This is a genomic window from Chryseobacterium sp. CCNWLW53 (assembly GCF_037083525.1).
Lineage (GTDB): Bacteria > Bacteroidota > Bacteroidia > Flavobacteriales > Weeksellaceae > Chryseobacterium > Chryseobacterium lathyri.
The window spans coordinates 172,396-196,199 of the sequence record NZ_JBAOJR010000003.1 but is presented as its reverse complement, the minus strand read 5'-3'; the positions used below and the strand labels follow the sequence as shown (position 1 = coordinate 196,199).

The following is a 23,804-nucleotide window of genomic DNA, read 5'->3' as shown; positions in this document are numbered from 1 at the left end:
ATTTAAAAACTTACCCTTTTAAACCATATTAAGGTTGAGAATAGGAATAAGTATGTGTTTTTACAACTATAGATTATAAAAAGCGCAACTAAGGCTGTTTATTAAATATGATGCTGAATTTATTTGTACTTTCAGCCGGAGAAGAATATTTGATTCTTGCGTTGTGATACTCCAGGATTCGTTTAACAATTCGAAGTCCAAGACCCGAACCGGAAATATTTTGAGAATTATTACCTCTCATAAAAGCTTCAAACAGTTTTGCCTGCTCTTCTTCAGGTATGGTATCTCCATGAGAAATAACATCAACCGTAAGCTGATCATTGGTTTCTGTTATCAAAACATCCACTTCTGCATCATCAGAATATACGGCTGCGTTTTTAAAAAGATTGATAAAGACAATGACTAAAAGAGAATGGATGCCACTAATCGTAAGCAGTCCGTTTTCCAAAGTATCTTCAGAGATCAGAAAATCCAGCTTCAAAGTGGGATAACTTTTTTCTACTGCTTCGAAGGCTTCAAAAATAACTTCATCAATCCTTACTTCTTCATAAATGCTCTGAATATTCTCTTTGTCGAATTTTGTAAGCAATAAAAGGGAATTGGTAAGATCCGACAACTGATACACATCCCGTTGAATCTGTTTTAAAGAAGCAAGGGTTTCAGGAGAGTGCTTTTCAAATTTGATCAGGTTTTCCAGCTGAAATGCCATTCTTGTAATAGGAGTCCTGATTTCATGTGATGCACTTGCCGTAAAATCTTTCTGTGACTGAAAGACATCATCCAACCTTGCAATCATGGTATTAAAGGATTTGGCTAAAACATTAATCTCATCATCAGACTCCTGGACCGGGATCTGTGTGGTAAGTTTATGAGCAGTAACTTCGGAAATTTCGGTATTCAGATCTTCCAACGGACGCAGGAACTGCCCCATGAAATAATAACTGAAAAAACCGATGAGAAGGGTACTCATTACATAAGCTGTGATCAGAAGATATTTAAGGTATTCGAGTTTCGATTTCCCATTAGTATCAAAAGCACTGGTAAGAATGTAGTAATTCTCCCCATTGATGTTTCGAAGTGCTGCATAGATCTCCGGAACAGTTTTTTCACTGTATATGATCTTCTTTTCATCCAGCTCTTTGAGAAGCGCATTATCCCAGGTTACATTCCGGTCTTTGATTGTACTGTAGACCAGTTCTTTGTCTGCATTGAAAATTAAGATCGTTTCATTGAGAAGGATATTGTCTGAATTTTCGTTAAAAAAAATAGGTGCTTCTTCTTCGAAATTCCTGGACTTTGAAATGAAGTGTGAAGTAAATTCAAGGCGCTGCCTGAATCTTTCTTTGAACTCATCTCTTCTAAAATCATTAAAAGATAGATAGATCACCGCCATCACCATTGCAAAAAGCAGGGAAAAAGCGATACTTAATGTTAATGCTATCTTTCTTTTTAAAGACATTTATAATGGGCTTAGGTAATATCCGAAACCAGAACGGGTGTGGATAAGTTTAAGTTTAAAATCCTTATCGATCTTTTTTCTCAAAAAATTGATGTAGACTTCTACCGTATTGGTATTCGTATTAAAATTATGTTCCCACACATGTTCCGTGATCTGCTGCTTGGAAACGGTTCTTCCTTGCGCCTCTGCAAGATAGACCAGAAGCTGAAATTCCTTAAGAGTAAGGGCTATTTCATTGCCTGCTCTATAGACTTTCTGTTCAGTTTTATTGATGATAAGGTCGTCTACCCTGATGATATCCTGGTCTGCAGCATCGGACGGGGACTTTCTCCTTAGCAGCGAATTGATTCTCAGCAGCAGCTCTTCAAACTGGAAAGGCTTCACCAGGTAATCATCTGCAAGTCTGGTAAACGCATCTTTTTTATCAGAAATGTCTCCGTAAGCCGAGATAATGATGATGGGAGTATTTTTATCGAAAGAACGGATGGTCTGGCAAACGTCAAGCCCATTTATCTTGGGAACATTGATGTCGAGCAGATACAGGTCATACGTATTGTTCTTGATTTGCCGGAGAAAGGTTTCGCCATCATAGATCTTATCACAGGTGAAGCTGTTCGATTCTAAAAACCGGCAAAGCTCCGCCGAAAGAATGAGGTCGTCTTCCAATAAAAGAATATTCATCAAAATCTTATTTTATACGAATTTAACGAAATTTTTATGTTCCTGTATTATCCATTGAAGGCTGATGGACAGATTTAATTAAATTTTAAGGTAAATTTTTACAAAAAAAGGAGTAATTATTGTTTTTTTTGTTGCTGAAGATTTCTGGGAGGCATACTATAAACCAGACTTAAAACTAGATTTTAGGGTAAAAAAAATCCCGAAAAGATTCGGGAAATATAGAGAGCCAACTACGGGACTTGAACCCGTGACCTCTTCCTTACCAAGGAAGCACTCTACCGCTGAGCTAAGTCGGCATTGAAGCAAAAAAATCACACTAATTAGCGTGATTTTCTTTGAGCGGAAGACGGGGGTCGAACCCGCGACATTCAGCTTGGAAGGCTGACGCTCTACCAACTGAGCTACTTCCGCAATTTTGTTTCCAAAACTATTGGTAACGCTGTGCAAATCTAGGAAAATCCTTTTAAATCTACAAAACTTTTTTTATTAATATAAATGTGGGGAGAGCAGGATTCGAACCTACGAAGCCGAAGCAACTGAGTTACAGTCAGTCCCATTTAGCCACTCTGGAATCTCCCCTCATGTTATATTAAAATTGAGCCTCCAGAGGGATTCGAACCCACGACCCCGAGATTACAAATCACGTGCTCTGGCCAACTGAGCTATGGAGGCAATTTTAAAATGTAAACTGAAGGCTTTAGAGAGAATCTACTCTATGCTTTTCAGCAGTTAAAAAAAAATCACCCTCTAGCAGAGTGATCTATTTTGAGCGGAAGACGGGGGTCGAACCCGCGACATTCAGCTTGGAAGGCTGACGCTCTACCAACTGAGCTACTTCCGCAATTTTGTTTCCAAAACTATTGGTAACGCTGTGCAAACTTAGGAAAAATCCTTTAGATACACAAGTTTTCATCTAATATAAAATGTGGGGAGAGCAGGATTCGAACCTACGAAGCCGAAGCAACTGAGTTACAGTCAGTCCCATTTAGCCACTCTGGAATCTCCCCTCATGTTTATAAAAAGAGCCTCCAGAGGGATTCGAACCCACGACCCCGAGATTACAAATCACGTGCTCTGGCCAACTGAGCTATGGAGGCATATAAAAAAGAATTCAAAAGATCGCTGTTCCCTTTTTGCGAGTGCAAATATAGAACGGATTTTTTGAATTCTCAAACTTTTCTATAACTTTTTTAAACTTTTTTTACTACGCCATTTCTTTTTTCTTGATTAATAGCTTTTTAGCAGTATCAACACATAGGTCTAAACTTTCTTCAAAAGTTTCGGACGTCTTTTTTACAACGATATCGTCGCCTGGGACGGCTAAAATAAGCTCGGCAGTTTTGTTGTTTCTATCAGAGTTATTTTCAACTTTTAAGAACACCTTACACTCATGAATTTTATCATAAAAGGTTTCCAATTTGCTTACTTTTTTGTCAATGTGTGATTCTAATGGTTCGTGTGGAGTTAAACCAATTGATTGAACTGTGATCTTCATAATTCTTCTTTTTTAGATGCTCGAGGATGAGCCTGATTAAACACTTTTTTCAATTGTTCAATATTAGCATTCGTATAGACTTGAGTACTTGCAAGACTGGAATGCCCTAATATTTTTTTTACTTTGGAGATCTCCGCCCCATTATCCAAAACGTGTGTAGCAAAGCTATGCCGAAGGATGTGAGGACTTCTTTTTTCTTTCGTTGTTACAAGACTAAGGTACTTATTAACTACCACATAAACAAATTTTTCATTGAGTTTTTTACCCTTTTTATTAATGAAAAAATAGGTTTTATATTCGGTATCAGGTTTCCTTATTTCCAGGTAACTTCTAAGCAGATTTGAGAGGTCTGCGGAAATGGGAATAAAACGTTCTTTATTTCCTTTTCCTATTACCTTGAGCTCATTTCCTTCTAGGTTAACGTGTTCAAACATCAGGCCACAAAGCTCAGCTTTACGCATTCCGGTCTGGTATAATACCTCTATAATACATTTTTCCAGAATATCGGGTTGATCTATCAGAACACCGTCACTGAGCGCCTGCATTTCTTCCTGTGAGATAGGAATCTGTTTTTCAGCGTAAAACTTAAGGGAAGATATACTTTCTGTGGGAGAGACTTTAATTTCACCGACCTTTAAAAGGAATAAATAAAAACTTCTGAGGGATGATAATTTTCTATTGATGCTTCTTTTTGAAATATTATTTTCGCTCAATTCGACGATAAAATTCCTGATTACTTTTTTATCAGCCTTGGAAATATCTTCAGAAGCTTCTGTTTTAAGGTAGAAATGGGAAAAGTCTTCAAGATCTTTTCGGTAACTTGTAATAGTGTGAGGCGAATACCTCTTTTCGAACTGTAAATATTCTAAATACTTATCTAACATTACATAAGGTATAAAAACAAAAATTCACCTCTCAAATATACGTATTTAAGAAGTGAATTTAGTATGTGGTTAAGAAAAATCTTAAGCCTGCTCTTCCTTGCTAAGTCCTCTTTGTTTGTAAGCGGCCTTTAGTCTAGCTTGTCTTAAAGTTACAGAAGGCTTAATAAACGCTTGTCTAGATCTCAATTGACGAACTGTACCCGTTTTATCAAATTTTCTTTTATATTTTTTTAAAGCTCTGTCGATGGATTCCCCATCTTTTACTGGAATTATTAACATATTTTACATCTCATTTTGGATTGCAAAACTAGACATTTTTTATTAAACTGCAAAATTTAGCTCCACTTTCTTTAAAAAACACATTATAAGTTATCCACAATCAGATACAATAATGTGGACAAGTATACTATTTTTTAAATTTTGAATCCCCTCTATTATCGGTTATACTACTAATAACAGCACTATAAACATACTGGGGATTATCTGAAAAGTATGTCATATTATGAACTATATGTAAACAAAAATTCCTATCTTTGTAGCTACTTTATTCATGGGGTTGACTGGTTTCGACAGCAAGATCAATGGGTAAGTAAGCATGCAGAGAACCGTAGCGCGATCTCTTTAATCCCTTGCTACACAACTTTAACTGGCAACGAAGAGTTCGCTCTTGCAGCTTAATATCGAAGTATAGTAGATCAAGCGTTTTCCTGAAGATAGTAAGGAAGCAAGATATCTCACAAATGCTCTGTTCTGCGGCGTTTGATTCTGGGATATAGGAATGCAGGAATAAGGTTTCAGATGCTTTGGCTGAAACTCGAAAACTTCAGAAGATAAGCTGGAAGTTGGGTGTCTGCCCTCTGCCTCCAGTCCAAAACCAATGGTAGAATAAGCATGTAGAAATCTTATGTATTGCTTGTTTGGACGAGGGTTCGAATCCCTCCAACTCCACTTTTAATAAAAAAGGTCCTTTTCCAAGGTCCTTTTTTTATTTTGTTATACCATATAGATATTAAAACGAAATTTTCAAAATTTCATCATCCAGTTATTGAGGTCTTCATGCGAAGGAATATCCAGTTGTTTCCTTAATCTGTTTTTTTTGGTTTCAATTCCCCGAATAGTCAGGTGATTATAATGAGCAATTTCCTTAGTAGAAAAATTGAGACGGAGCAATGCACAAAATTTAAGCTGTCCTGAAGTGAGAAAAGGATACGTTTCTGATAGTTTTTTATAAAATTCCGGATAAATCTCTTTAAATCTTAAAAGAAAAGCAGGATCATCTGATTTTGCTAATTGAACTACTTCTTCAAAAGCATCATTCATTTTATCTTCCAAATCAGAAATCACCACTTCCTTTTGTTTCTTCTCCTTTCTTTCTTTTCGGTATCTTTTAAAATATCTTACTGCATAATAGACCATGATCAATAAGACACTTAAAATAAGCCCTAAAATAATATAAAATCTACCGGATTGCTGTTTACTTGTTTCGTTATCCCGTATTGATTCTTTATTTACAGCCATTTTTTCGACATTGCGCAAGCTGTCATCAAGTTTTTTATATTTATTTCTGTAAAACAAGGAATTTTTATAATCTTTTTGTTTTTCATAAACAAGAGCAAGATTATCATAAACATCCTTCAATTGATAAGGTCTTGCACTCAATTTTGTAATAGGTAAAGCTTTCTTTAAATAGAAAAGAGCACTATCCTGTTCATCACTCTTATAATAATAAGAACCCATATTACTAAAAATAAAACCCACATTTACCGTATCTTTTCTTGAAATGGAAAGCCTCAATGCTTTGCGGCTATAGTAACGTGCAGAATCAAGTTGATGAACTTCGGAAAAATACATCCCTATATTAGAGTACATTGGAATTAAGGATATTTCTTTTTTATCTTTATCCTGCATTTTATTATACCACTTCAAACTTTCTTTAAGATAAACTAATGTACTTTTATCATAAGATAATCTCATTTCACTTTTGAGGATAACCAGATCACTAAATAATGATCCTTTTCCCGCAAACATCTCATCTCCTTTTAGTTTTGAGGCTTTTTCAAGGGCTTGCTTCAACAAACTTTCCGATTTATTATAAACTCCCAACTTCATATAAGATATTGCCCTCATACGAATAGCCAGCATTTCAAAAAACGGATAACCAAGTTTATGAGCATAATCTTCCAGTCTTAGAGAATATTCTATTAGTTTTTCGTATTCTGCCATATCATAATAAACAGTTAAAGCACGATACATTGCATACATTTCTTCCTTCTCATACCCATTTTCACCAGCAATATCAACGTATTTAAAAAGCAGTTGTAAAGCTTCCTTTTTATTGGTCATACTAAAAGCTGCTATTTTACCAAGACTATCTATTTCTTTTGGGGTATATTTTTGTCCTAAAAGATGTACAGAAACAGAAATTGTGAAAAGCAGAAAAAGTATTTTTTTCAACATAGTATTAATGCATATTTATGATGTAAGTAAAGTTAAAAAAAAGACTTCACTTTAATTAAATAAAACCATATCATTTAATTTGCATTCTAAATAATGTATAGTAAATCATTATAATGAATCTTTCAGAGATTTATTGATTGTATGTAAATTACCCTCTGTCATATACTGTAATACAAAAATTTGGATTACCACTTTTTCGGCGGCTTTACTATTAATAAAAATCAAAAGTTTTTTTGTTGCAAAATCCACTTTGGCAGAATGAATTTCAGTTAAAGGGATTTCTACCTGCCTGTAAAACATCAACAGGGATCCTATACGTATTGGATAAAATTCTTTTATACTGAATACTGCTTCAGAATTTTCTATTTCAATATATCTCAGATTAAGCAGCAGAAACAGAAAAAAAATGATTAATAAACAGATAACAATCTGAATACAATATAAGTATAAGAAACTTACACAAAGTAAATAGGACATTATCAATATAAAGAATTCTAATAAAATACTGAAAAAATAAAAATACATCCAGCGATCAACCTTTTTTTTATTATTTATTCTGATCATAGTTTTGTTTAGAATTTAAAATAGTGGCTGCTGTAGCAGCCACTATTCAAATACACATATGTAAAAAATGAAAAAAAAATCTAGAATTAGTGTACCACTTTTAGAAAATCACCTGTTCTGTACAACGCCCCAATAGGTAACCCAGCTGCAATGGCTGCTGCGTTATCTGGAAGGTCACTACATCCCTCAATAATTGCAGGCGTAAGATCTGAAGCCTGCTTTACTACATGAAGTGGTGCAGCGGGAGCATTAACCCCGATACCTACTCTTCCTTCGAAATAGTTTTTGGTACTCACTCCTTTAGAATATAAGTTGTAACTAGTCGCAGCTGTTCCTCCGGAAAAAGTAAAGTCGTCAATATAAATACCATATGCATTAGCAGGAGTAGCATTCCTAGAAGCTCTATTGATGTGAAGCCCATAAAGATTGGTAAACTTATTATTGGCCGCAGTACCCATCAAATTAATCTGGCTTCTCAATCCTGCTCCATAAGTAATATTTCTGACTCCTGCATCCTGAGTATACAAAGCTCCATCAAGACCAATAGCTTCAAAAGAGGTTATATTACCCGCTCCTGCAAGAGTTACGCGCAATTGTGCACCTTTTATATCTCCGCTTACAGTAAGTGATTTTCCAGCAGAAGCACTTGCAATTAAAATGGTATTATAAGATCTTAAATACGATGCTGTAACATCATTAGTGTTTGCAGTAATAGTTGGCCAAGTACTAAAAGCATACATTTGAGATATATTCCTATCACTAAGGTTAATCGAGTTATTCACACCATAATAAGAAGAAGACCCTGAAGATGCCGGTGATGCAGTAATAGAGTTATTCAATCCATAGGTTGAAAATGATCCGGATGTAGAGCTGTCATAGATTTGATTATTGAATCCAAACTTAAATCCTAACTTGTTACTAATTAATGTATTGTCAACACCTGTTGAATTTCCCGTATCTCCTGAGCTTATAGTTTCCATAATCTGAAGATTAGCAGCCGGAGAAGTTCCGGGATTAACCCCAATTCCTACTTTGCCCATCTGATAAATGTCTTGGGTATTGGCAGAAGCCTGGGTATTGGTTCCAGAAATGTTCCAGGGCTCTTGACCTCCGCTTGTTAAGGCTTTCCATAAACTACCATCAAAATAATAATAACCAACAGCAGTCACATTGGCTGTTTTTGTTGTTGTATCAACAGGGAGTAATGCTTGGGTAACATAAATAATGGTTCCGGTTTGTGGAACATCATAATTGGCATCTTTTGCTTTCAGTTCAGCTCCTGTTAATCTTGGAGCAATAAAACCATCAGCTTTTGTAAGATCTGCAGGCGTGGATGTTACATCCAGCGTTGCTTTAGGTGTTGCCGTATTGATTCCGACCTGTCCATACGCAATAGAGGAGACAGCAATAGTTGCTGCTAATAATAATTTTTTCGTCATAGTGTTTGAAATTAAAAGTTATTAACTAAACTTTTTTGTTTGAATAATTTTTGGCAAAGTAAATTTCAAATCCGGACAACATGCAAAAAAAGCGCTACTTCAAATCTACGCCAGTTCTACAACTATCTGGAAATCAAAACAATTATTCACTAACACACAACATTGACCAACTCATTCAAAATGATAAACTTTTCTTATTATTATTAAAATTGAACTTTAAAAATCTAGAATATAAGATTATTTCAGAAGCTTATATTTTCATTAAAAATGGATTTTTTAAATTAAAAAGCAGATTTACACTACTGCATAAGAAACAGAATAGTATCTTGAATAGTATATAAGTTTTATGGTAAAACAATGCAAGCTTTAGAATTACTGAATAATTTCAATTTAATAAGATGCTGATAAGTAAGGAAAATAGGAGCTTAAAAAATGAATGGAATTATTTTAATCAATGACTTTTCAATTTCGCATCAGCAGACACCCTAACATAACCATCTGAAAACTAAAAGACTAAAACCAAACAAACTAAAATGAAAGCTTCTAGTCCACAAAAAAGACTAAAAAAATGTTTTATCGTGAAGAATTTTATATATTTGCACCATCTAACAATTAAAAAAATAATTTACTATGTCAGACATTGCATCAAGAGTAAAAGCTATCATCGCTGATAAGCTTGACGTTGAAGAAACAGAAGTAACTCCTGAAGCTAGCTTCACTAACGATTTAGGAGCTGACTCATTGGATACAGTTGAGTTAATCATGGAATTTGAAAAAGAATTCAATATTCAAATCCCTGATGACCAGGCTGAAAAAATTACTACTGTAGGGCACGCTATCGCTTACATCGAAGAAGTAGTAAATAAATAATATTCTTCAACAAAAAAGAAAATTTTAAAAGTTTATGGAATTAAAAAGAGTAGTTGTAACCGGTTTTGGCGCAATAACACCGATTGGAAATAATGCAAAAGAATACTGGGAAAATCTTCTTAAAGGTGAGAGCGGTGCTGCTCCGATTACTCTTTTTGATGCCAAAAACTTTAAAACTAAATTCGCTTGCGAGGTGAAAGGCTTCGATCCATTACAGCATTTCGATAAGAAGGAAGCTAAAAAAATGGACCGGAATACCCAGCTTGGGCTGGTAGCTGCAAGAGAAGCGGTAGCACACTCCAGGATTATGGAAGACAATGTAGATAAAAACAGAGTCGGTGTAATTTGGGGGTCAGGAATCGGAGGTTTAGAAACTTTCGAAACTGAGGTTTTAGGATGGGCGAACACGGAAATTCCAAGATTCAACCCATTCTTTATTCCTAAGATGATCGCGGATATCACTCCTGGACATATTTCAATAGAGTATGGCTTTCACGGGCCGAATTATACTACGGTATCTGCCTGTGCATCTTCAGCCAACGCTTTAATTGATTCCAAGATGATTATCCAGCTTGGAAAAGCAGATGTTATTGTATGCGGAGGCTCTGAAGCAGCCGTAACAGCAAGTGGTGTCGGTGGATTTAATGCGATGATGGCACTTTCTACAAGAAATGACGATCCTAAAACAGCTTCAAGACCTTTTGACAAAGACAGAGATGGCTTTGTGTTGGGCGAAGGAGCAGGATGTATCATCCTTGAGGAATATGAGCACGCAGTAAAACGTGGTGCTACAATTTATGCAGAATTACAAGGTGGCGGGATGAGTGCAGATGCACATCACATGACTGCCCCGCATCCTGAAGGACTGGGAGCTTATCTGGTAATGAAAAACTGTTTGGAAGACGCAGGCTTAACTGCTGATGAAGTAGACCATATCAACATGCATGGTACCTCTACTCCATTAGGAGATATTGCAGAATCCAACGCAATTTCAAAATTACTGGGCGAGCACGCTTTTGATATTCAGATTAATTCTACAAAATCAATGACCGGACACCTTCTGGGAGCTGCCGGAGTAATTGAAGCTATCGCTGCATTAGGAACTATTATTCATGGTATTGTTCCGCCTACCATCAACCATTTTACTGATGATGAAAATATTGACAGCAGACTGAATTTCACATTCAACAACGCTGTTAAGAAAGATGTGAAAGTAGCCATGAGCAATACTTTTGGATTTGGCGGGCATAACGCTTGCGTTCTATTTAAGAAAATCTAAATTCAATGAATGGAGTTACAGAAATACTTTTCTAAATTCCTTCTCAAACAAAGAAAAAGAAAATTAACGGAGAGAGACTATTTCCTTAGTACCGAGCTGAAAAAAATGCTGGGTGCGGAGGTTCAGAATATTGCTCTTTACCGTGAAGCTTTTTCTTTAAAAAGTTCTTCTAAAAATCAAGACTGCAATTACGAGAGGCTTGAATTTTTGGGAGATTCTGTTTTGGGTACAATTATTTCCTGTCATCTGTTCCAGACCTATCCTCAGGCTAATGAAGGATATCTGACACAGATGAAATCTAAAATTGTTAATAGGAAGAATCTTAATAAATTAGGAGAAGACCTGAAGCTTATCGATCTTTTGCAGAAGCAAGGATCCGCAGCATTGGGAGAAAACATTTCCGGAAATTTATTTGAGGCACTTATTGGTGCTGTTTATCTGGACTTTCATTATGATGCCTGTAAGAGGATCATCTTGGAAAGATTATTGACTCCTAGTGAAATTAACAAGCTTGAGAATAAAATTGTAAGCTATAAAGGTCTTCTGCTTGAATGGAGCCAGAAGAAAAAAGTAAATATAAAATACGAGACCTGTGAAGAGGTCCAGGCCAATAAAGCGGTGGTATTCAGGTGCCATGTCTGGCTGGGAGAAGAAAAGATCGCCAATGCGACGGAAACTTCCAAAAAGAAAGCGGAAGAAAAGGCAGCACAAAGAGCATTTTATATTTTAAACAAAAAAGAAAACATACTTGGAAATTCAAAAACTTTATGATCTGGATGATATAGAATTTGAAGATATTGCCATAGGATTGGTAAGATTAGCAAAAGATATACCTGCTCATGAGTTTTTCTACAAAATAAATCAAATCAACGGCCTTACCTTTTCCAGAAAGAAAGATGTGATCATTCACGGGGCTTATTATGATTATTATTTCCCGAGATTTGAGGCTTATCATAAGTTTACAAAGACATGTTTTACATTTATTTCGAACCGATCCTCGGAAAGTACGCAAAAAAAACTGCAGACCGAGCTCTTTACAGGAGAAGAAAACATTAAATTTTTATTAAATAATCAGGTAGATGTAGAATATATTCTGCATACTTCGGAACAAATTCCTGATTTTTCCGTAATTTTGCTCCCGGAAAATCTTGTATTTCCGATACAAGACTATACACTAGGTTCTGAAGAAGAACTTTATCAAATTATCCAGTATTATGAATAAGTATTTAAAGAAGACAAAAATTATTGCAACACTAGGGCCTGCTTCATCGTCGAAGGAGGTAATGTTAGGACTCATGAAAGCAGGTGTTGATATTTTCAGAATAAATTTTTCACATGCAGATTACGAATTAGTTCGAAATAATATTGAAATTATCAGAGAGCTTAATCAGGAATACGGTTTTTCTGTGGGTATCCTTGGAGACCTTCAGGGCCCGAAACTGAGAGTAGGTGTCGTAAAAGAAGGTTCTTACCTGAACCCCGGCGATATTCTTACTTTTACGAATGAGAAAATAGAAGGTGATTCCACTAAGGTTTACATGACGTATCAGCAGTTTCCTCAGGATGTAAAAGTTGGGGAGAGAATCCTTATTGATGACGGAAAGCTGATGTTGGAGGTTATTGAAACCAACGAAATAGATACGGTAAAAGCAAAGACTATTCAAGGGGGACCTTTGAGCTCTAAAAAGGGAGTAAACCTGCCGAATACCAATGTATCTCTTCCTGCTCTTACGGAAAAAGACGTTCAGGATGCCAATTTCATGCTTGACATGGAGGTTGACTGGATTGCGCTTTCTTTCGTACGACACGCACAGGACATTATCGACCTGAAAAAGCTGATCGACAGCCATCCAAACGGAAAATTCAAAACTCCGATTATTGCTAAGATCGAAAAGCCTGAAGGTGTTAAAAATATTGACGAAATTTTATTGGAATGTGACGGACTGATGGTTGCCCGTGGTGACCTTGGGGTGGAAGTTCCGATGGAAGAAGTTCCAGCTATCCAGAAAAACCTGGTAGAGAAAGCAAGATTTTACTCAAAACCGGTAATTATTGCTACACAGATGATGGAAACAATGATCAACAGCCTTACGCCGACAAGAGCAGAGGTAAATGACGTTGCCAACTCTGTATTGGACGGCGCGGACGCAGTAATGCTTTCCGGAGAAACTTCTGTAGGAAGATATCCGGTTCAGGTAGTTGAAAACATGTCAAAAATTGTACAGAACATAGAGAAGACACATTTTTATCAGCATAAAAATGAACCTATCGAAAAAGACTATAACTGTATTGATGAAAGATTCATTACCAACAGGGTATGTCTTGCAGCAGTAAGAATTGCTAAAACTACCAATGTTTCTGCTATTGTTACCCTGACGCATTCGGGATATACAGCATTTCAGCTGGCGGCACACAGACCGAATTCCCATATCATTGTATACAGCGGAAACCGAAGAGTGATCACAATGCTGAACCTTCTTTGGGGAGTTCATGCCTTTTATTATGACATGAAAAAATCTACCGATGAAACAATTATCCAGGTAAATATGCTGACACACAACCATGGTTATATTGAAAGCGGAGATTTTGTAATCAACATCAATGCTACGCCATCTTATGAAGGCGGAAAGACAAATACATTAAGACTGACAACAGTTTAGATAATAAGCAATAAGCAAAATTACTTAGCTACTATATAAAAATCCCGGAAATAGATGTTTCCGGGATTTTATTTTTTATATTGTTAACGTAGGTTTACACAAATACATTATACTTTATACTTTATACTTTATACTTTATACTTTATACTTTATACTTTATACTTTATACTTTGTACTTTGTACATTATACAAATCAATTTCCTACAATTGTTCTTGCTGTTACAAACTCTTTTAAAGCCAATAATGATAACTCCGTTCCATATCCTGAAGCCTTGCTTCCACCGAATGGAAAACGCGGGTCAGAGCTTGTCATTCTGTTGATATTTACCGTTCCTGATTCCAGGTTTTCGATGAAAAACAGCTGACGTTCTTTATTTGCAGTCCAAACAGAATTTGAAAGCCCAAAAGGAATATCATTCGCCATTTGTAAAGCCTCTTCATCACTTTTAGCGATCATGATCATCCCAAGAGGTCCGAAAAGTTCTTCTTTTAAAATAGGGTTTCCTTCCTGAACACGAATTAAACCGGGTTTAAATTCATTTTCAGAAATTCTTTCCAAAGGAATAATAATTTCAGCCCCATTTTCCAATGCTCTGTTGAATTGAGCTTCCAGCTCATCGGCCAGGTCCGGTCTTGCCATTCCCGCTAATTTAGTTTCCTTATTTAAAGGATCTCCAACTTCATAAGTTTTATATTCTTCAATGAACTTCGGCAAAAATTCATCCTCAATTTTTTCATCAATAATAAATCTTTTAGCGGCAGTACAAGTCTGTCCGCAATTTTGAAGTCTGGATTTTACTCCTGCTTTTGCTGCATCATCTAAATCTGCATCATCGAAAATAATGAAAGCATCACTTCCACCTAATTCCAATAAAGATTTTTTGATATTCAAACCAGCAATTGAAGCTACTTCTCCACCAGCTTTTCCACTTCCTGTAAGACTTACTCCTTTTACAGCATCATGCTCAAGAATTTCTTTTACGGCTTTATGTCCCACTTCCAGATTCTGAAATACACCTTCCGGAAAACCTGCCTCTAAAAGGACCTCTACAATTGCATTTCCACTTCCAAAACAAATTGAAGCGTGTTTCAGAACTACTGTATTTCCGGCTAAAATGGCTGGAACAGCAAACCTCAATACCTGCCAGAAGGGAAAATTCCAGGGCATTACTCCTAAAATTACCCCTTTCGGAACATAATGAACTTCAGAATAAGCAAATTCAGATTCAACTTTTTCAGGTTTTAAAATATTTTCAGCAACTGCATAGTAATTCATCATTAAAGCGCACTTTTCAACCTCAGCAATCGACTCTGAAATCGGTTTATTCATTTCAGCAGTAATAATTCTTCCGAATTTTTCTGAATTGTTCTTTAAAATTCCTGCCGCTTTTGCGATCAGCTTCTGCTTTTCTTCAAACGGTACTTTTCTCCATTCTGAAAATGTCTTATCTGCTTGAATAAGCTTATTTTCAATTAACTGTTCCATAATATAATTTCTGTTTTAAATTCACAAAATGAATTTATTAATGCCTTTATTCTAAAAGCAGTATGAAAGTAACAAATTCTATTCCTTAAGGCTAAATAAAGTAATGATTTTTCTCTATCGAAATAATATAATTTATTCTCAGACCATAAACCATTCATTCACAAGACATGCGGCCAGCCTGGCTGTTCTGTCCTGAATATCCAGGGAAGGATTAACTTCTGCAGCATCAAGTGCTATCAGTTTTTTATTTTTTAAAATATGTCTGTAAAAATGCATAAAAGGGGTATCTGCAAAGATCCCATTATAAGCGGAAGCGGAAACTCCGGGAGCAATGGATGCATTGAAAACGTCCATGCAGATGGTAAGATAAGCAAAATCTACAGTCTCCATCAGCTCATCGATACGCTGGTAGATGGAAGGAAGATTTTCAAAAAAGAGTTCATCAGCAAGGATATATTTCATCCCGTACTGATGGGCTGTATCAAAAAGCTTCAGAGTATTTGAGTTTCTCTGGATTCCGACATGAAGTGAGTTGATCTGCCCTTCCTGTGCAATTTGCCAGAACCCTGTTCCGGAGCTTGCCCCTACTCCTTTTTCCGGCTGCCTGTTATCAAAATGGGCGTCTATATTGATGATCCCAATTTTCTGTTCCGGAAAAGCCGTTTTCACGCCTAAATAATGCGCATAGGTTACTTCATGGCCTCCTCCTAAAACAAGTGACTTTCCTCCTTTCAGCAAAACTTTTGAAACATTTTTCGCAAGGCTGTTCTGGGCATTTTCAAGATCGCCGTCTTCACAGGTTATATTTCCAAAATCAAGAAGGGAGAAATCCGGACGGATCACAGGGAAATTAGACATATTTTTTCGGATTACATCAGGGGCATCTTTGGCACCCTGCCGTCCTTTATTTCTTCTGACTCCTTCATCTACGGCAAAGCCATGCAGAACAAAATCATCTGCTTTAATATTGTCGTAATTATGTTCTTCCTTAACTCTTTGAAATATTCTGTGGAAAAGAGGTTCTTCTCCGTCTAATCTGCCTTGCCAAGTGTCCTGAAACATAGATCTAAATTAAATTTTAATTACTGCGTTTTATCCAGTAAATCTAAATAATATTGTTTAGATATTAAAACGCTCCTGTGTTCAATTTCAAAAATGCTCCATGACTTCTGTCATTCCTGTAATATGCTGATCTTAAATTATTTTTTTTTTTGATTGGCGTTACTGCTTATGAACATTTCATTTCGCTCTTCTGAAACAATTTCCAGGAATCGTTCATAATGCTTGAGTACATCAGAAATCAGTTCATTCTTTGTAAAGTATTGCACATCATATCCTTCTCTTCCGTCTCCGAAATAGGATCTCGGATAATGGGTTTTCTTATCTTCGAGATCGGGAAGGTTTTCTTCATTGATCATGTATTCCGAAACAGTTTTCACTCTATTTTCAATTCCATAAATAAAATTATTGACGATTCCCTGGTGAATCTCTATTTCTATTCTGGCAGGATTTTCATAATGATTTATTTTGGCTTCAATTCCGTTCGCTGCAAATTCCTGCTGCAGATCTGTAAAGGCTTCTTTTGTTTTGATCTGAATAAAATGATCTACCGAAGAGTTATCTTTAAAGGAAACAATATTTTTTAAACGCTCTTTCCAAAACTCGCCTGACCAGGGAACGGTAGAAGCAGAAAAATTGGTATCATAATATTTCTGATCAATGATAAGCCCTTTCATCAAGCTTACTATAAATAAAAGTATGATGACTGAAAAGGGTAATGCCGTAATTAAAGTCATACTTTGAAGTGCTTTTAATCCCCCGGCGTTTAATAACAAAAGGGAAAGTACAGCGAGCAAAATACCCCAGAATACAATCTGCCATTTGGGAGATTTTTTAGCATTTTTGGTAGCGATACTGTTCATCACAAATATTCCCGAATCGGCGGAGGTCACAAAGAAAATAATAATGATGGCAATAACGAAAAACCCGGTCAGTGTTGATAAGGGCATATATTCTAAAAACCGGAACATCAATGCATCAGGATCGGACGCCAGTTGACTCAATTTTCCATTTGCAATATTTAAATCAAACCAGATAGCACTGTTTCCAAACACAGACATCCAGATAAAATTGAATAATGTAGGAAGTACTAAAACTGCCAGAATAAATTCTCTGATGGTTCTTCCCTTGGAAATCCGGGCGATAAATAATCCTACATAAGGCGACCATGAAATCCACCATGCCCAATATAAAATAGTCCAGTCATAGAACCATGGCAATGCATTTTTTTCGTAAACATGGGTATTGAAAGTAAGATTGAAAAAATTATTGATATAGTTTCCCAATCCATCTGTAAAACTTCCTATCAGATATACCGTCGGGCCCAATATCAGTACAAAAAGTAAGAGTACAATGACGCTCATTACATTGATATTGCTTAAAATCTTTACCCCTTTATCCACTCCGCTAATCGCTGAAAATACAGAAAGAGTAATAAGACTGATCACAATAATCACCTGATTGGTAAAACTGTTTTCCGCGGTAATATGAAGTATATTTAATCCTGAACTGATCTGTACCACTCCAAATCCTAAAGTAGTAGTCAATCCGAAGAAAGTACAGCATAATGCAAATACATCAATTGCATTCCCCCATTTACCATTAATCTTATCTTTCAGCAATGGATAAAAACAGCTTCGTAATGAAAGCGGCAGCCTGTACCGGTAAGCAAAGTACGATAAAGAAAGTCCTACCACTCCGTAAATAGCCCAGGCATGAACTCCCCAGTGAAAAAAGGTATACAATTGTGCCTGCTTGGCTCTGCTAACGTAATGATTATCGGCAAAAACTTCGGAAGAATAATGCTGCATAGGTTCTGCCACACTAAAATAAATCAGCCCGATTCCCATTCCTGCTGCAAACAGCATTGAGATCCATGAGAAAAAGGAGTATTCAGGTTTGCTGTCGTTAGCTCCCAGCTTTATATTCGCATATTTACTGAACAGCAGGTAAACTAAAAAAATCACAAACAGAGTGACCGCCCATACATACACCCAGTTCAGATTAATAAATATAAATTGTTTAATCTCGTTTAAAATATTTTCCGTCGGCTTAGGATAAAGAGCCGAAAGAAAACATGTTCCGATAATAAAAATGAGACTTGGAATAGTAACACCTTTGTTGAAAGTAGACTTTAGATTTTCAAATTTCATCAAGTTTATTTTTTCGTATTAATATTGACAGACACCTGGCATAGCCCTGGCAGAAGTACTCAAAGAATAATATGACTGCGTTATTTTCCTTATCAAGGAGTGTACTTAAGAACTATAGAAAATTACTGTTTTATACAATGAATCAACAGTAATGGGGTCACAATATAAGAAAACTTAAATAAAAAATAAAAGTCTGAGGCTGTATTCCGCCTAATTTGCCTTGTAAAAAAAATGTATCTTCTTTAATTTACATTGTAGTGTTCAAAGCTCTGCCAGTACTTATCTTTATAAATTTCAAGTGAAATTTTATACTGAGGATTGTCTTTTATGATCCGATCAAAAACTTTAGAAGGCTGCCTGAAGTCCTTGCTTGCAAAGTAAATGCTTTTGGAATTGTCTGCGGTTTCCCTGCCGATATACAAATGACCATCTTTTTGGCCAAGAAGTTCTATTGCATAGTCTTCAATGACATTCATTGTATTGTAATCCGTTTCTTCCGGAAAACCATTATTGTTCTTTCCATCGTAAGAAATTTTCAGGGCAGAAATCCACGGATAAGAGGCTTTTGCATCATATTTTAACAGAGAAGCATTGACTGTGGCCATAAGCGGCATTCCGTTTTCCAGAGTGGCTTCAAGAAGAGAAAACTGATCTTCACTTTCCAAAACCTGCCGGTCTTTATACTTTTCTGTAAATTCTCTTTCTCTCCACAGAAGAAATTCTTTTAGTTTTTCTATGGGAATAAGTTCCTGCTCCGCTTCACTTTTACCTATAATGCTGAAAGTATCAATTTGGGTGGCAAAATTCAACTCGCCCAGGAAATTATCCAGAAAAATACAGATTCCCGTCGTGGCCGATTGTCTGTTTTCTTCGTTTAAGTTTTCATAAACAAACGCCAGATCAATCTCATCCGGATAACCTTGTATTTCATTGGAGTAAAAATAGATATTGTTTTTTGTAAATTCTAGGTCCCCCATTCTCAATCCAATATTTTCAATATTCGTTTCGGGTTTGAGGGCTGTAAATTTCCAATGATCAATCTTAGGAGCAGCGGCAATAAGTTCTTCTGCAAAAATTATTTTTTTTACATCACCTTCTACCGTAATGATAAGTTCGGCTGTATCTTCATCACACATTCCTGAGAGGAAATAGTAACCGTCATTTATCTTAGTAAGTTCAGGAGATATGATATCAAAAAACTGTTCTTCAATATGTTCTCTGCCTTTTACAACTTCAAAAAAAGTTTTCTCTTTTATTAAAAACCAGTCCCAAAAGTCCTTATAGGTTTTGGTTTCTTTCTCCGGCTGTTTTTTGCCTAAGATCTTATCAAAAATACCCATTTTCTATTGAATTTGAGTTCCGCTGATATACACATGTTCTGCATTCAGGCTTCCCTGATTGTAAAGAACGTTCTGAAAATTATCGGTTTTAAACGTTACAAAATCTGCTTTTTTACCCGTTTCCAGTTTTCCTATATCTTCAAGACCTAATGCATAAGCAGCACGGAATGTTATTCCCGCTAACACTTCAGCAGTTGTTAATTTTTCAAATGTAGCCAAAATAGAAGCTTGGGTAATTAAGTTTCCCATCGGTGCAGATCCCGGATTCCAGTCGCTGGCAATGGCTACAATAGCTCCGGCATCCAGTAATTTTCTGGCCGGAGTAAATTTTTCACCTAATCCTAAGCTTGCTCCCGGCAATGCAGTAGCAACAGTATTCGACTGTGCTAAAAACTCAATATCTTCATCAATGGTGGCTTCCAGATGATCTGCAGATTTTGCTCCTACTTCTACTGCGATCCTTGAACTTCCTGGTGTAAACTGGTCTGCATGAACCGTTATATCAAAACCTAAATCTTTAGTTTTAAGAAGGAAATCTTTACTTTCTTCAGGCTGAAATGCAGATTTTTCTATAAATATATCTACACGCTGTGCTAGTTCTTCTTCTTTTACTTTTGGCAAAATCTCTGTAAGAATATATTCTAAATATTCCTGATTGGTTCCGTCAAAATCTCTGGGCTTCAAATGAGCAGAAAGACATGTAGGAACCAGTCTGGCTTTTGTCTGTCCCTGTGCTTTTTTAATGATTCTGAGCATTTTCAGTTCATTTTCCATATCTAATCCATAGCCACTTTTTATTTCAATGGTCGTAATTCCTAATGAAACTAAAAAACTGATCCTTTCTACCAATGTTTTTAATAATTCTTCTTCTGAAGCATTTCTCGTGTGCTGTACGGAGCTCCAGATTCCCCCGCCGCTTTCTGCTATTTCAAGATAGGTTTTTCCTGCATTACGCATGGCAAAGTCATTGGCGCGGTTTCCACCGAAACAGATGTGGGTATGGGAATCTACAAATCCGGGAAGAGCAATCTGCTCTCCTTCAATAGATTCCGTTTCTGTATCCGGATTTTCAGTCTTTAGCATCTTAAAGTTCCCAACTTTCTTAATCAAGCCATTATCAACCAAAATTCCTCCGTCTGTAATAATATCCATTTGCTCATCAGATATTTTTCCTCTTAACGGAAGGTCTGCCAACGTAATGATCTGCTTGAAAGGTCCTATTAATTTCATTTGTTTAAGATTAAAGCTACAGCTTGTTTGCAATTAAATTTTCTTCTCAAAAATACTTAAAATATCTCAATATACTAAATTCAAATTGGCTTCAACCTCAGCTATTGTAGTTATCTTTGCCTTTACCTCTGCCTTACAACTCTCCTTTTTGAATCCCTGAATTTTCTCAATCTAAACCTCAACCTTAGTCTAAATTTCCTATCTTTGAAGTAAATGAAATGAATTAATGCCAGACTTTTTACATCCAGATAAGGAAAACTACTCACATGAAGAACTTATGCAGGAGGAGCAGATCCGTCCGCAGAGTTTTAAGGATTTTGCCGGACAGAGAAAAACTTTGGAAAACCTGGAAGTTTTTGTCAGTGCTGCCAAAAGACGTGGTGGTGCTCTTGATCATGTTCTTCTGCATGGTCCGCCGGGTCTGGGTAAAACAACTTTAGCCAATATTATTGCCAATGAGCTTGGTGTTAACTGTAAGATTACTTCTGGTCCTGTTTTGGATAAGCCGGGAAGTTTAGCCGGCCTGCTGACGAATCTGGAAGAAAACGATGTTCTTTTTATTGATGAGATCCACCGGCTATCGCCTGTTGTGGAAGAATATCTGTATTCTGCCATGGAGGATTATAAGATAGATATTATGCTGGAAAGCGGTCCTAATGCGAGAAGTGTCCAGATCAGTCTGAATCCTTTCACGCTGGTAGGAGCAACCACAAGAAGCGGAATGCTTACAAAGCCAATGCTGGCAAGGTTCGGGATTCAAAGCAGGCTTGAATATTATTCGGTTGAGCTTTTATCGATGATCATTCAGCGAAGCTCAAGGGTTTTGGGAAGTAAGATTTATGAAGATGCAGCGATAGAAATTGCCAGAAGAAGCCGCGGAACACCAAGGATTGCCAATGCTTTGCTAAGAAGAGTACGTGATTTTGCCGAGATCAAAGGAAACGGAGAAATTGAGATCAATATCACAAAGTATGCATTGAATTCTCTTAATGTTGATGAGTTTGGCCTGGATGAAATGGATAATAAGATCATGCGGGTCATGATTGAAAACTTCAAAGGAAAACCGGTAGGGATTTCCGCCCTTGCTACCTCAATTGCTGAAAACCCTGAGACCCTGGAAGAGGTGTATGAGCCTTTTCTGATTCAGGAAGGATTTATCATCAGAACACCAAGGGGAAGAGAAGTTACCGACAAAGCTTATCAGCATTTAAAAATATCCCGTCCAAAAAATCCGGGAGAATTATTTTAACAGTCTATGTTTATTCCAAAATTATACAGAAGTGAAGATCTTGATCTGATGAAAGAAATCATCAGAGACAATGCATTTGCCCTGCTTATTTCCTCCGTTGAAAAAATAAGAGCTACCCATTCCATGATGATGCTTAATGATAATGATCCTGAGAATGTCTATGTGGAAACTCATATTTCCAGAGCCAATCCTCAGGCAAAAACATTAAAGGACGGGGATGAAGTCCTTTGCGATTTTCTGGGAGCCCATACTTATATTTCGAGCAGCTGGTATGATCATCTCAATGTTTCGACCTGGAATTATGAAGCTGTTCAGGTGTATGGGAAAGTACAGCTTATGAATCATGACGAACTTTATAAGCATCTTGATAAATTAACTTCAAAATATGAAAATTTCCAGAAGTGTCCTGTCATGGTAAAAGATATGGGAAGGGAATTTGTGGAAAAAGAAATGAAAGGTGCTTTCGGGCTGAAAATAATCCCAACAGAAATATTCATCAAGCAAAAGCTTTCTCAGAACAGAAAAGATCATGATTATCAGAACATTATCTCTGAGCTTGAAAATTCGGATGAGAATGGAAGAAAAATTGCTGAGAAAATGAAATTAATAAAGAAATAATAATCAAAATATATATGAAGCTATATCCAATACAATGTGGAAAATTTAAACTGGACGGCGGTGCCATGTTTGGAGTCGTCCCAAAGAGTCTGTGGGAAAAAACCAATCCTGCAGACGAAAGAAACCTGATTGAACTGGGAACGCGTTCCCTGCTTATAGAAGACGGCAAGAAACTGATTCTTGTAGACTGCGGTCTCGGAAATAAACAAGATGATAAATTCTTCGGGCATTATTCGCTTTGGGGAGATGATAATCTTGATAAGAATTTAAAGAAATTCGGTTTTGTAAAAGAGGATATTACGGATGTATTCCTTACTCACCTTCACTTTGATCATTGCGGAGGTGCTATTGAATGGAATGATGACCGAACGGGATACAGACCAGCTTTTAAAAACGCTCAGTTCTGGACGAACGAAAACCACTGGCAATGGGCTACAGAACCTAATGCAAGAGAAAAAGCCAGCTTTCTGAAAGAGAATATCCTTCCAATGCAGGAAAGCGGACAGCTTAACTTTTTGCCTCTTCCTACAACGGGAAATTACGGTTTTGCTCCAGACTTAAAAATGGATGTGATATTTGTAGACGGACATACAGAAAAACAGATGCTTCCGGTGATTCAATATCAGGAAAAAACAATTGTTTTTGCTGCGGATCTTATTCCTACTGCAGGACATATTAACCAGGTTTATGTAATGGGATATGATACAAGACCTCTTCTGACATTGGAAGAGAAAGGAAAATTCCTGAAACAGTGTGTAGACAATGAATATCTTCTGTTCTTTGAACATGATGCCCACAATGAACTGGCAAGTCTTAAAATGACTGAAAAAGGGGTAAGATTAGACGAGATTCACAGTTTTAATGATGTTTTTGGATATTAA

At 36.5% G+C, this 23,804-nt stretch carries 20 protein-coding genes, 7 tRNA genes and 1 other RNA gene; 9 read left to right on the top strand and 19 right to left on the bottom strand.

Annotation, left to right across the window (positions count from 1 at the left end):
- Nucleotides 1-88 precede the first annotated feature (88 nt).
- The 12 genes from V6R96_RS09935 to rpsU form a co-directional block, all read right to left on the bottom strand.
- A complete protein-coding gene (locus tag V6R96_RS09935) occupies nucleotides 89-1,459 on the bottom strand; it encodes an ATP-binding protein (protein WP_336379041.1) in 1,371 nt (456 codons plus the stop codon).
- Nucleotides 1,460-2,140 carry a response regulator transcription factor gene (locus tag V6R96_RS09930; protein ID WP_111955376.1) on the bottom strand — a complete coding sequence of 227 codons (681 nt, stop codon included), beginning with the start codon at nucleotides 2,138-2,140 and terminating at the stop codon, nucleotides 1,460-1,462.
- A 224-nt stretch (nucleotides 2,141-2,364) separates the two neighbouring features.
- Nucleotides 2,365-2,436, bottom strand: a tRNA-Thr gene (locus V6R96_RS09925).
- Nucleotides 2,437-2,478: 42 nt separating this feature from the next.
- A tRNA-Gly gene (locus V6R96_RS09920) sits at nucleotides 2,479-2,551 on the bottom strand.
- An 87-nt stretch (nucleotides 2,552-2,638) separates the two neighbouring features.
- Nucleotides 2,639-2,719 (bottom strand) — tRNA-Tyr (locus V6R96_RS09915).
- Between the two features lie 19 nt (nucleotides 2,720-2,738).
- A tRNA-Thr gene (locus tag V6R96_RS09910) sits at nucleotides 2,739-2,812 on the bottom strand.
- Nucleotides 2,813-2,908: 96 nt separating this feature from the next.
- Nucleotides 2,909-2,981, bottom strand: a tRNA-Gly gene (locus tag V6R96_RS09905).
- Between the two features lie 85 nt (nucleotides 2,982-3,066).
- A tRNA-Tyr gene (locus V6R96_RS09900) sits at nucleotides 3,067-3,147 on the bottom strand.
- 16 nt (nucleotides 3,148-3,163) lie between these two features.
- Nucleotides 3,164-3,237: transfer RNA gene (locus V6R96_RS09895), tRNA-Thr, on the bottom strand.
- 107 nt (nucleotides 3,238-3,344) lie between these two features.
- Nucleotides 3,345-3,635: an HPF/RaiA family ribosome-associated protein gene (locus V6R96_RS09890; protein ID WP_111955378.1), complete on the bottom strand. Its 291-nt coding sequence runs from the start codon at nucleotides 3,633-3,635 to the stop codon at nucleotides 3,345-3,347.
- A complete protein-coding gene (locus V6R96_RS09885; RefSeq protein WP_306845198.1) occupies nucleotides 3,632-4,519 on the bottom strand; it encodes a tyrosine-type recombinase/integrase in 888 nt (295 codons plus the stop codon). The genes V6R96_RS09890 and V6R96_RS09885 overlap by 4 nt, the downstream gene beginning before the upstream one ends.
- Before the next feature lie 81 nt (nucleotides 4,520-4,600).
- Nucleotides 4,601-4,798, bottom strand: coding sequence for a 30S ribosomal protein S21 (gene rpsU, locus V6R96_RS09880; protein WP_034702010.1), 198 nt, complete (start codon nucleotides 4,796-4,798; stop codon nucleotides 4,601-4,603).
- 273 nt (nucleotides 4,799-5,071) lie between these two features.
- On the opposite strand from rpsU, the gene ssrA reads away from it, so the two are divergent.
- Nucleotides 5,072-5,470: a transfer-messenger RNA gene (gene ssrA / locus V6R96_RS09875) on the top strand.
- A 72-nt stretch (nucleotides 5,471-5,542) separates the two neighbouring features.
- Here the strand turns inward: ssrA and V6R96_RS09870 are convergent.
- A complete protein-coding gene (locus V6R96_RS09870; protein WP_336380191.1) occupies nucleotides 5,543-6,976 on the bottom strand; it encodes a tetratricopeptide repeat protein in 1,434 nt (477 codons plus the stop codon).
- A gap of 650 nt (nucleotides 6,977-7,626) precedes the next feature.
- Nucleotides 7,627-8,979, bottom strand: a complete 1,353-nt coding sequence (locus V6R96_RS09865) for a hypothetical protein (protein ID WP_336379043.1) — start codon at nucleotides 8,977-8,979, stop codon at nucleotides 7,627-7,629.
- A 630-nt stretch (nucleotides 8,980-9,609) separates the two neighbouring features.
- On the opposite strand from V6R96_RS09865, the gene V6R96_RS09860 reads away from it, so the two are divergent.
- The 5 genes from V6R96_RS09860 to pyk are packed head-to-tail and all read left to right on the top strand — an operon-like array spanning nucleotide 9,610 to nucleotide 13,788.
- A complete protein-coding gene (locus V6R96_RS09860; protein ID WP_002976354.1) occupies nucleotides 9,610-9,849 on the top strand; it encodes an acyl carrier protein in 240 nt (79 codons plus the stop codon).
- Between the two features lie 34 nt (nucleotides 9,850-9,883).
- A complete protein-coding gene (gene fabF, locus V6R96_RS09855; RefSeq protein WP_111955414.1) occupies nucleotides 9,884-11,128 on the top strand; it encodes a beta-ketoacyl-ACP synthase II in 1,245 nt (414 codons plus the stop codon).
- Nucleotides 11,129-11,137: 9 nt separating this feature from the next.
- Complete coding sequence (gene rnc, locus V6R96_RS09850; RefSeq protein WP_111955416.1) at nucleotides 11,138-11,899, top strand: ribonuclease III; 762 nt, start codon at nucleotides 11,138-11,140, stop codon at nucleotides 11,897-11,899.
- Nucleotides 11,877-12,350 (top strand): IPExxxVDY family protein, encoded by a 474-nt coding sequence (locus tag V6R96_RS09845; RefSeq protein WP_111955418.1) that lies wholly within the window; start codon nucleotides 11,877-11,879, stop codon nucleotides 12,348-12,350. Before rnc ends, V6R96_RS09845 begins: the two co-directional genes overlap by 23 nt.
- On the top strand, nucleotides 12,343-13,788 hold the full coding sequence (pyk, locus tag V6R96_RS09840; RefSeq protein WP_111955420.1) for a pyruvate kinase: 1,446 nt from the start codon (nucleotides 12,343-12,345) through the stop codon (nucleotides 13,786-13,788). Before V6R96_RS09845 ends, pyk begins: the two co-directional genes overlap by 8 nt.
- 193 nt (nucleotides 13,789-13,981) lie before the next feature.
- Here the strand turns inward: pyk and V6R96_RS09835 are convergent, their stop codons facing one another.
- The 5 genes from V6R96_RS09835 to hutI all read right to left on the bottom strand — a co-directional run bounded on the left by V6R96_RS09835 (nucleotide 13,982) and on the right by hutI (nucleotide 21,056).
- A complete protein-coding gene (locus V6R96_RS09835; protein ID WP_111955422.1) occupies nucleotides 13,982-15,274 on the bottom strand; it encodes an aldehyde dehydrogenase family protein in 1,293 nt (430 codons plus the stop codon).
- Nucleotides 15,275-15,412: 138 nt separating this feature from the next.
- A complete protein-coding gene (gene hutG, locus V6R96_RS09830) occupies nucleotides 15,413-16,336 on the bottom strand; it encodes a formimidoylglutamase (RefSeq protein WP_336379044.1) in 924 nt (307 codons plus the stop codon).
- A 137-nt stretch (nucleotides 16,337-16,473) separates the two neighbouring features.
- Nucleotides 16,474-18,486, bottom strand: coding sequence for a BCCT family transporter (locus V6R96_RS09825; RefSeq protein WP_336379045.1), 2,013 nt, complete (start codon nucleotides 18,484-18,486; stop codon nucleotides 16,474-16,476).
- 242 nt (nucleotides 18,487-18,728) lie between these two features.
- Nucleotides 18,729-19,826 carry a DUF695 domain-containing protein gene (locus tag V6R96_RS09820; protein WP_336379046.1) on the bottom strand — a complete coding sequence of 366 codons (1,098 nt, stop codon included), beginning with the start codon at nucleotides 19,824-19,826 and terminating at the stop codon, nucleotides 18,729-18,731.
- Between the two features lie 3 nt (nucleotides 19,827-19,829).
- Entirely contained in the window at nucleotides 19,830-21,056 is a 1,227-nt protein-coding gene (hutI, locus tag V6R96_RS09815) for an imidazolonepropionase (protein ID WP_336379047.1), read from the bottom strand.
- A 226-nt stretch (nucleotides 21,057-21,282) separates the two neighbouring features.
- Here hutI and ruvB point away from each other — a divergent pair, with 226 nt between their 5' ends.
- The 3 genes from ruvB to V6R96_RS09800 are packed head-to-tail and all read left to right on the top strand — an operon-like array spanning nucleotide 21,283 to nucleotide 23,804.
- A complete protein-coding gene (gene ruvB, locus V6R96_RS09810) occupies nucleotides 21,283-22,305 on the top strand; it encodes a Holliday junction branch migration DNA helicase RuvB (protein WP_111955432.1) in 1,023 nt (340 codons plus the stop codon).
- Between the two features lie 6 nt (nucleotides 22,306-22,311).
- Nucleotides 22,312-22,923: an FMN-binding negative transcriptional regulator gene (locus V6R96_RS09805; protein ID WP_336379048.1), complete on the top strand. Its 612-nt coding sequence runs from the start codon at nucleotides 22,312-22,314 to the stop codon at nucleotides 22,921-22,923.
- A gap of 14 nt (nucleotides 22,924-22,937) precedes the next feature.
- Nucleotides 22,938-23,804 carry an MBL fold metallo-hydrolase gene (locus V6R96_RS09800; protein ID WP_223560327.1) on the top strand — a complete coding sequence of 289 codons (867 nt, stop codon included), beginning with the start codon at nucleotides 22,938-22,940 and terminating at the stop codon, nucleotides 23,802-23,804.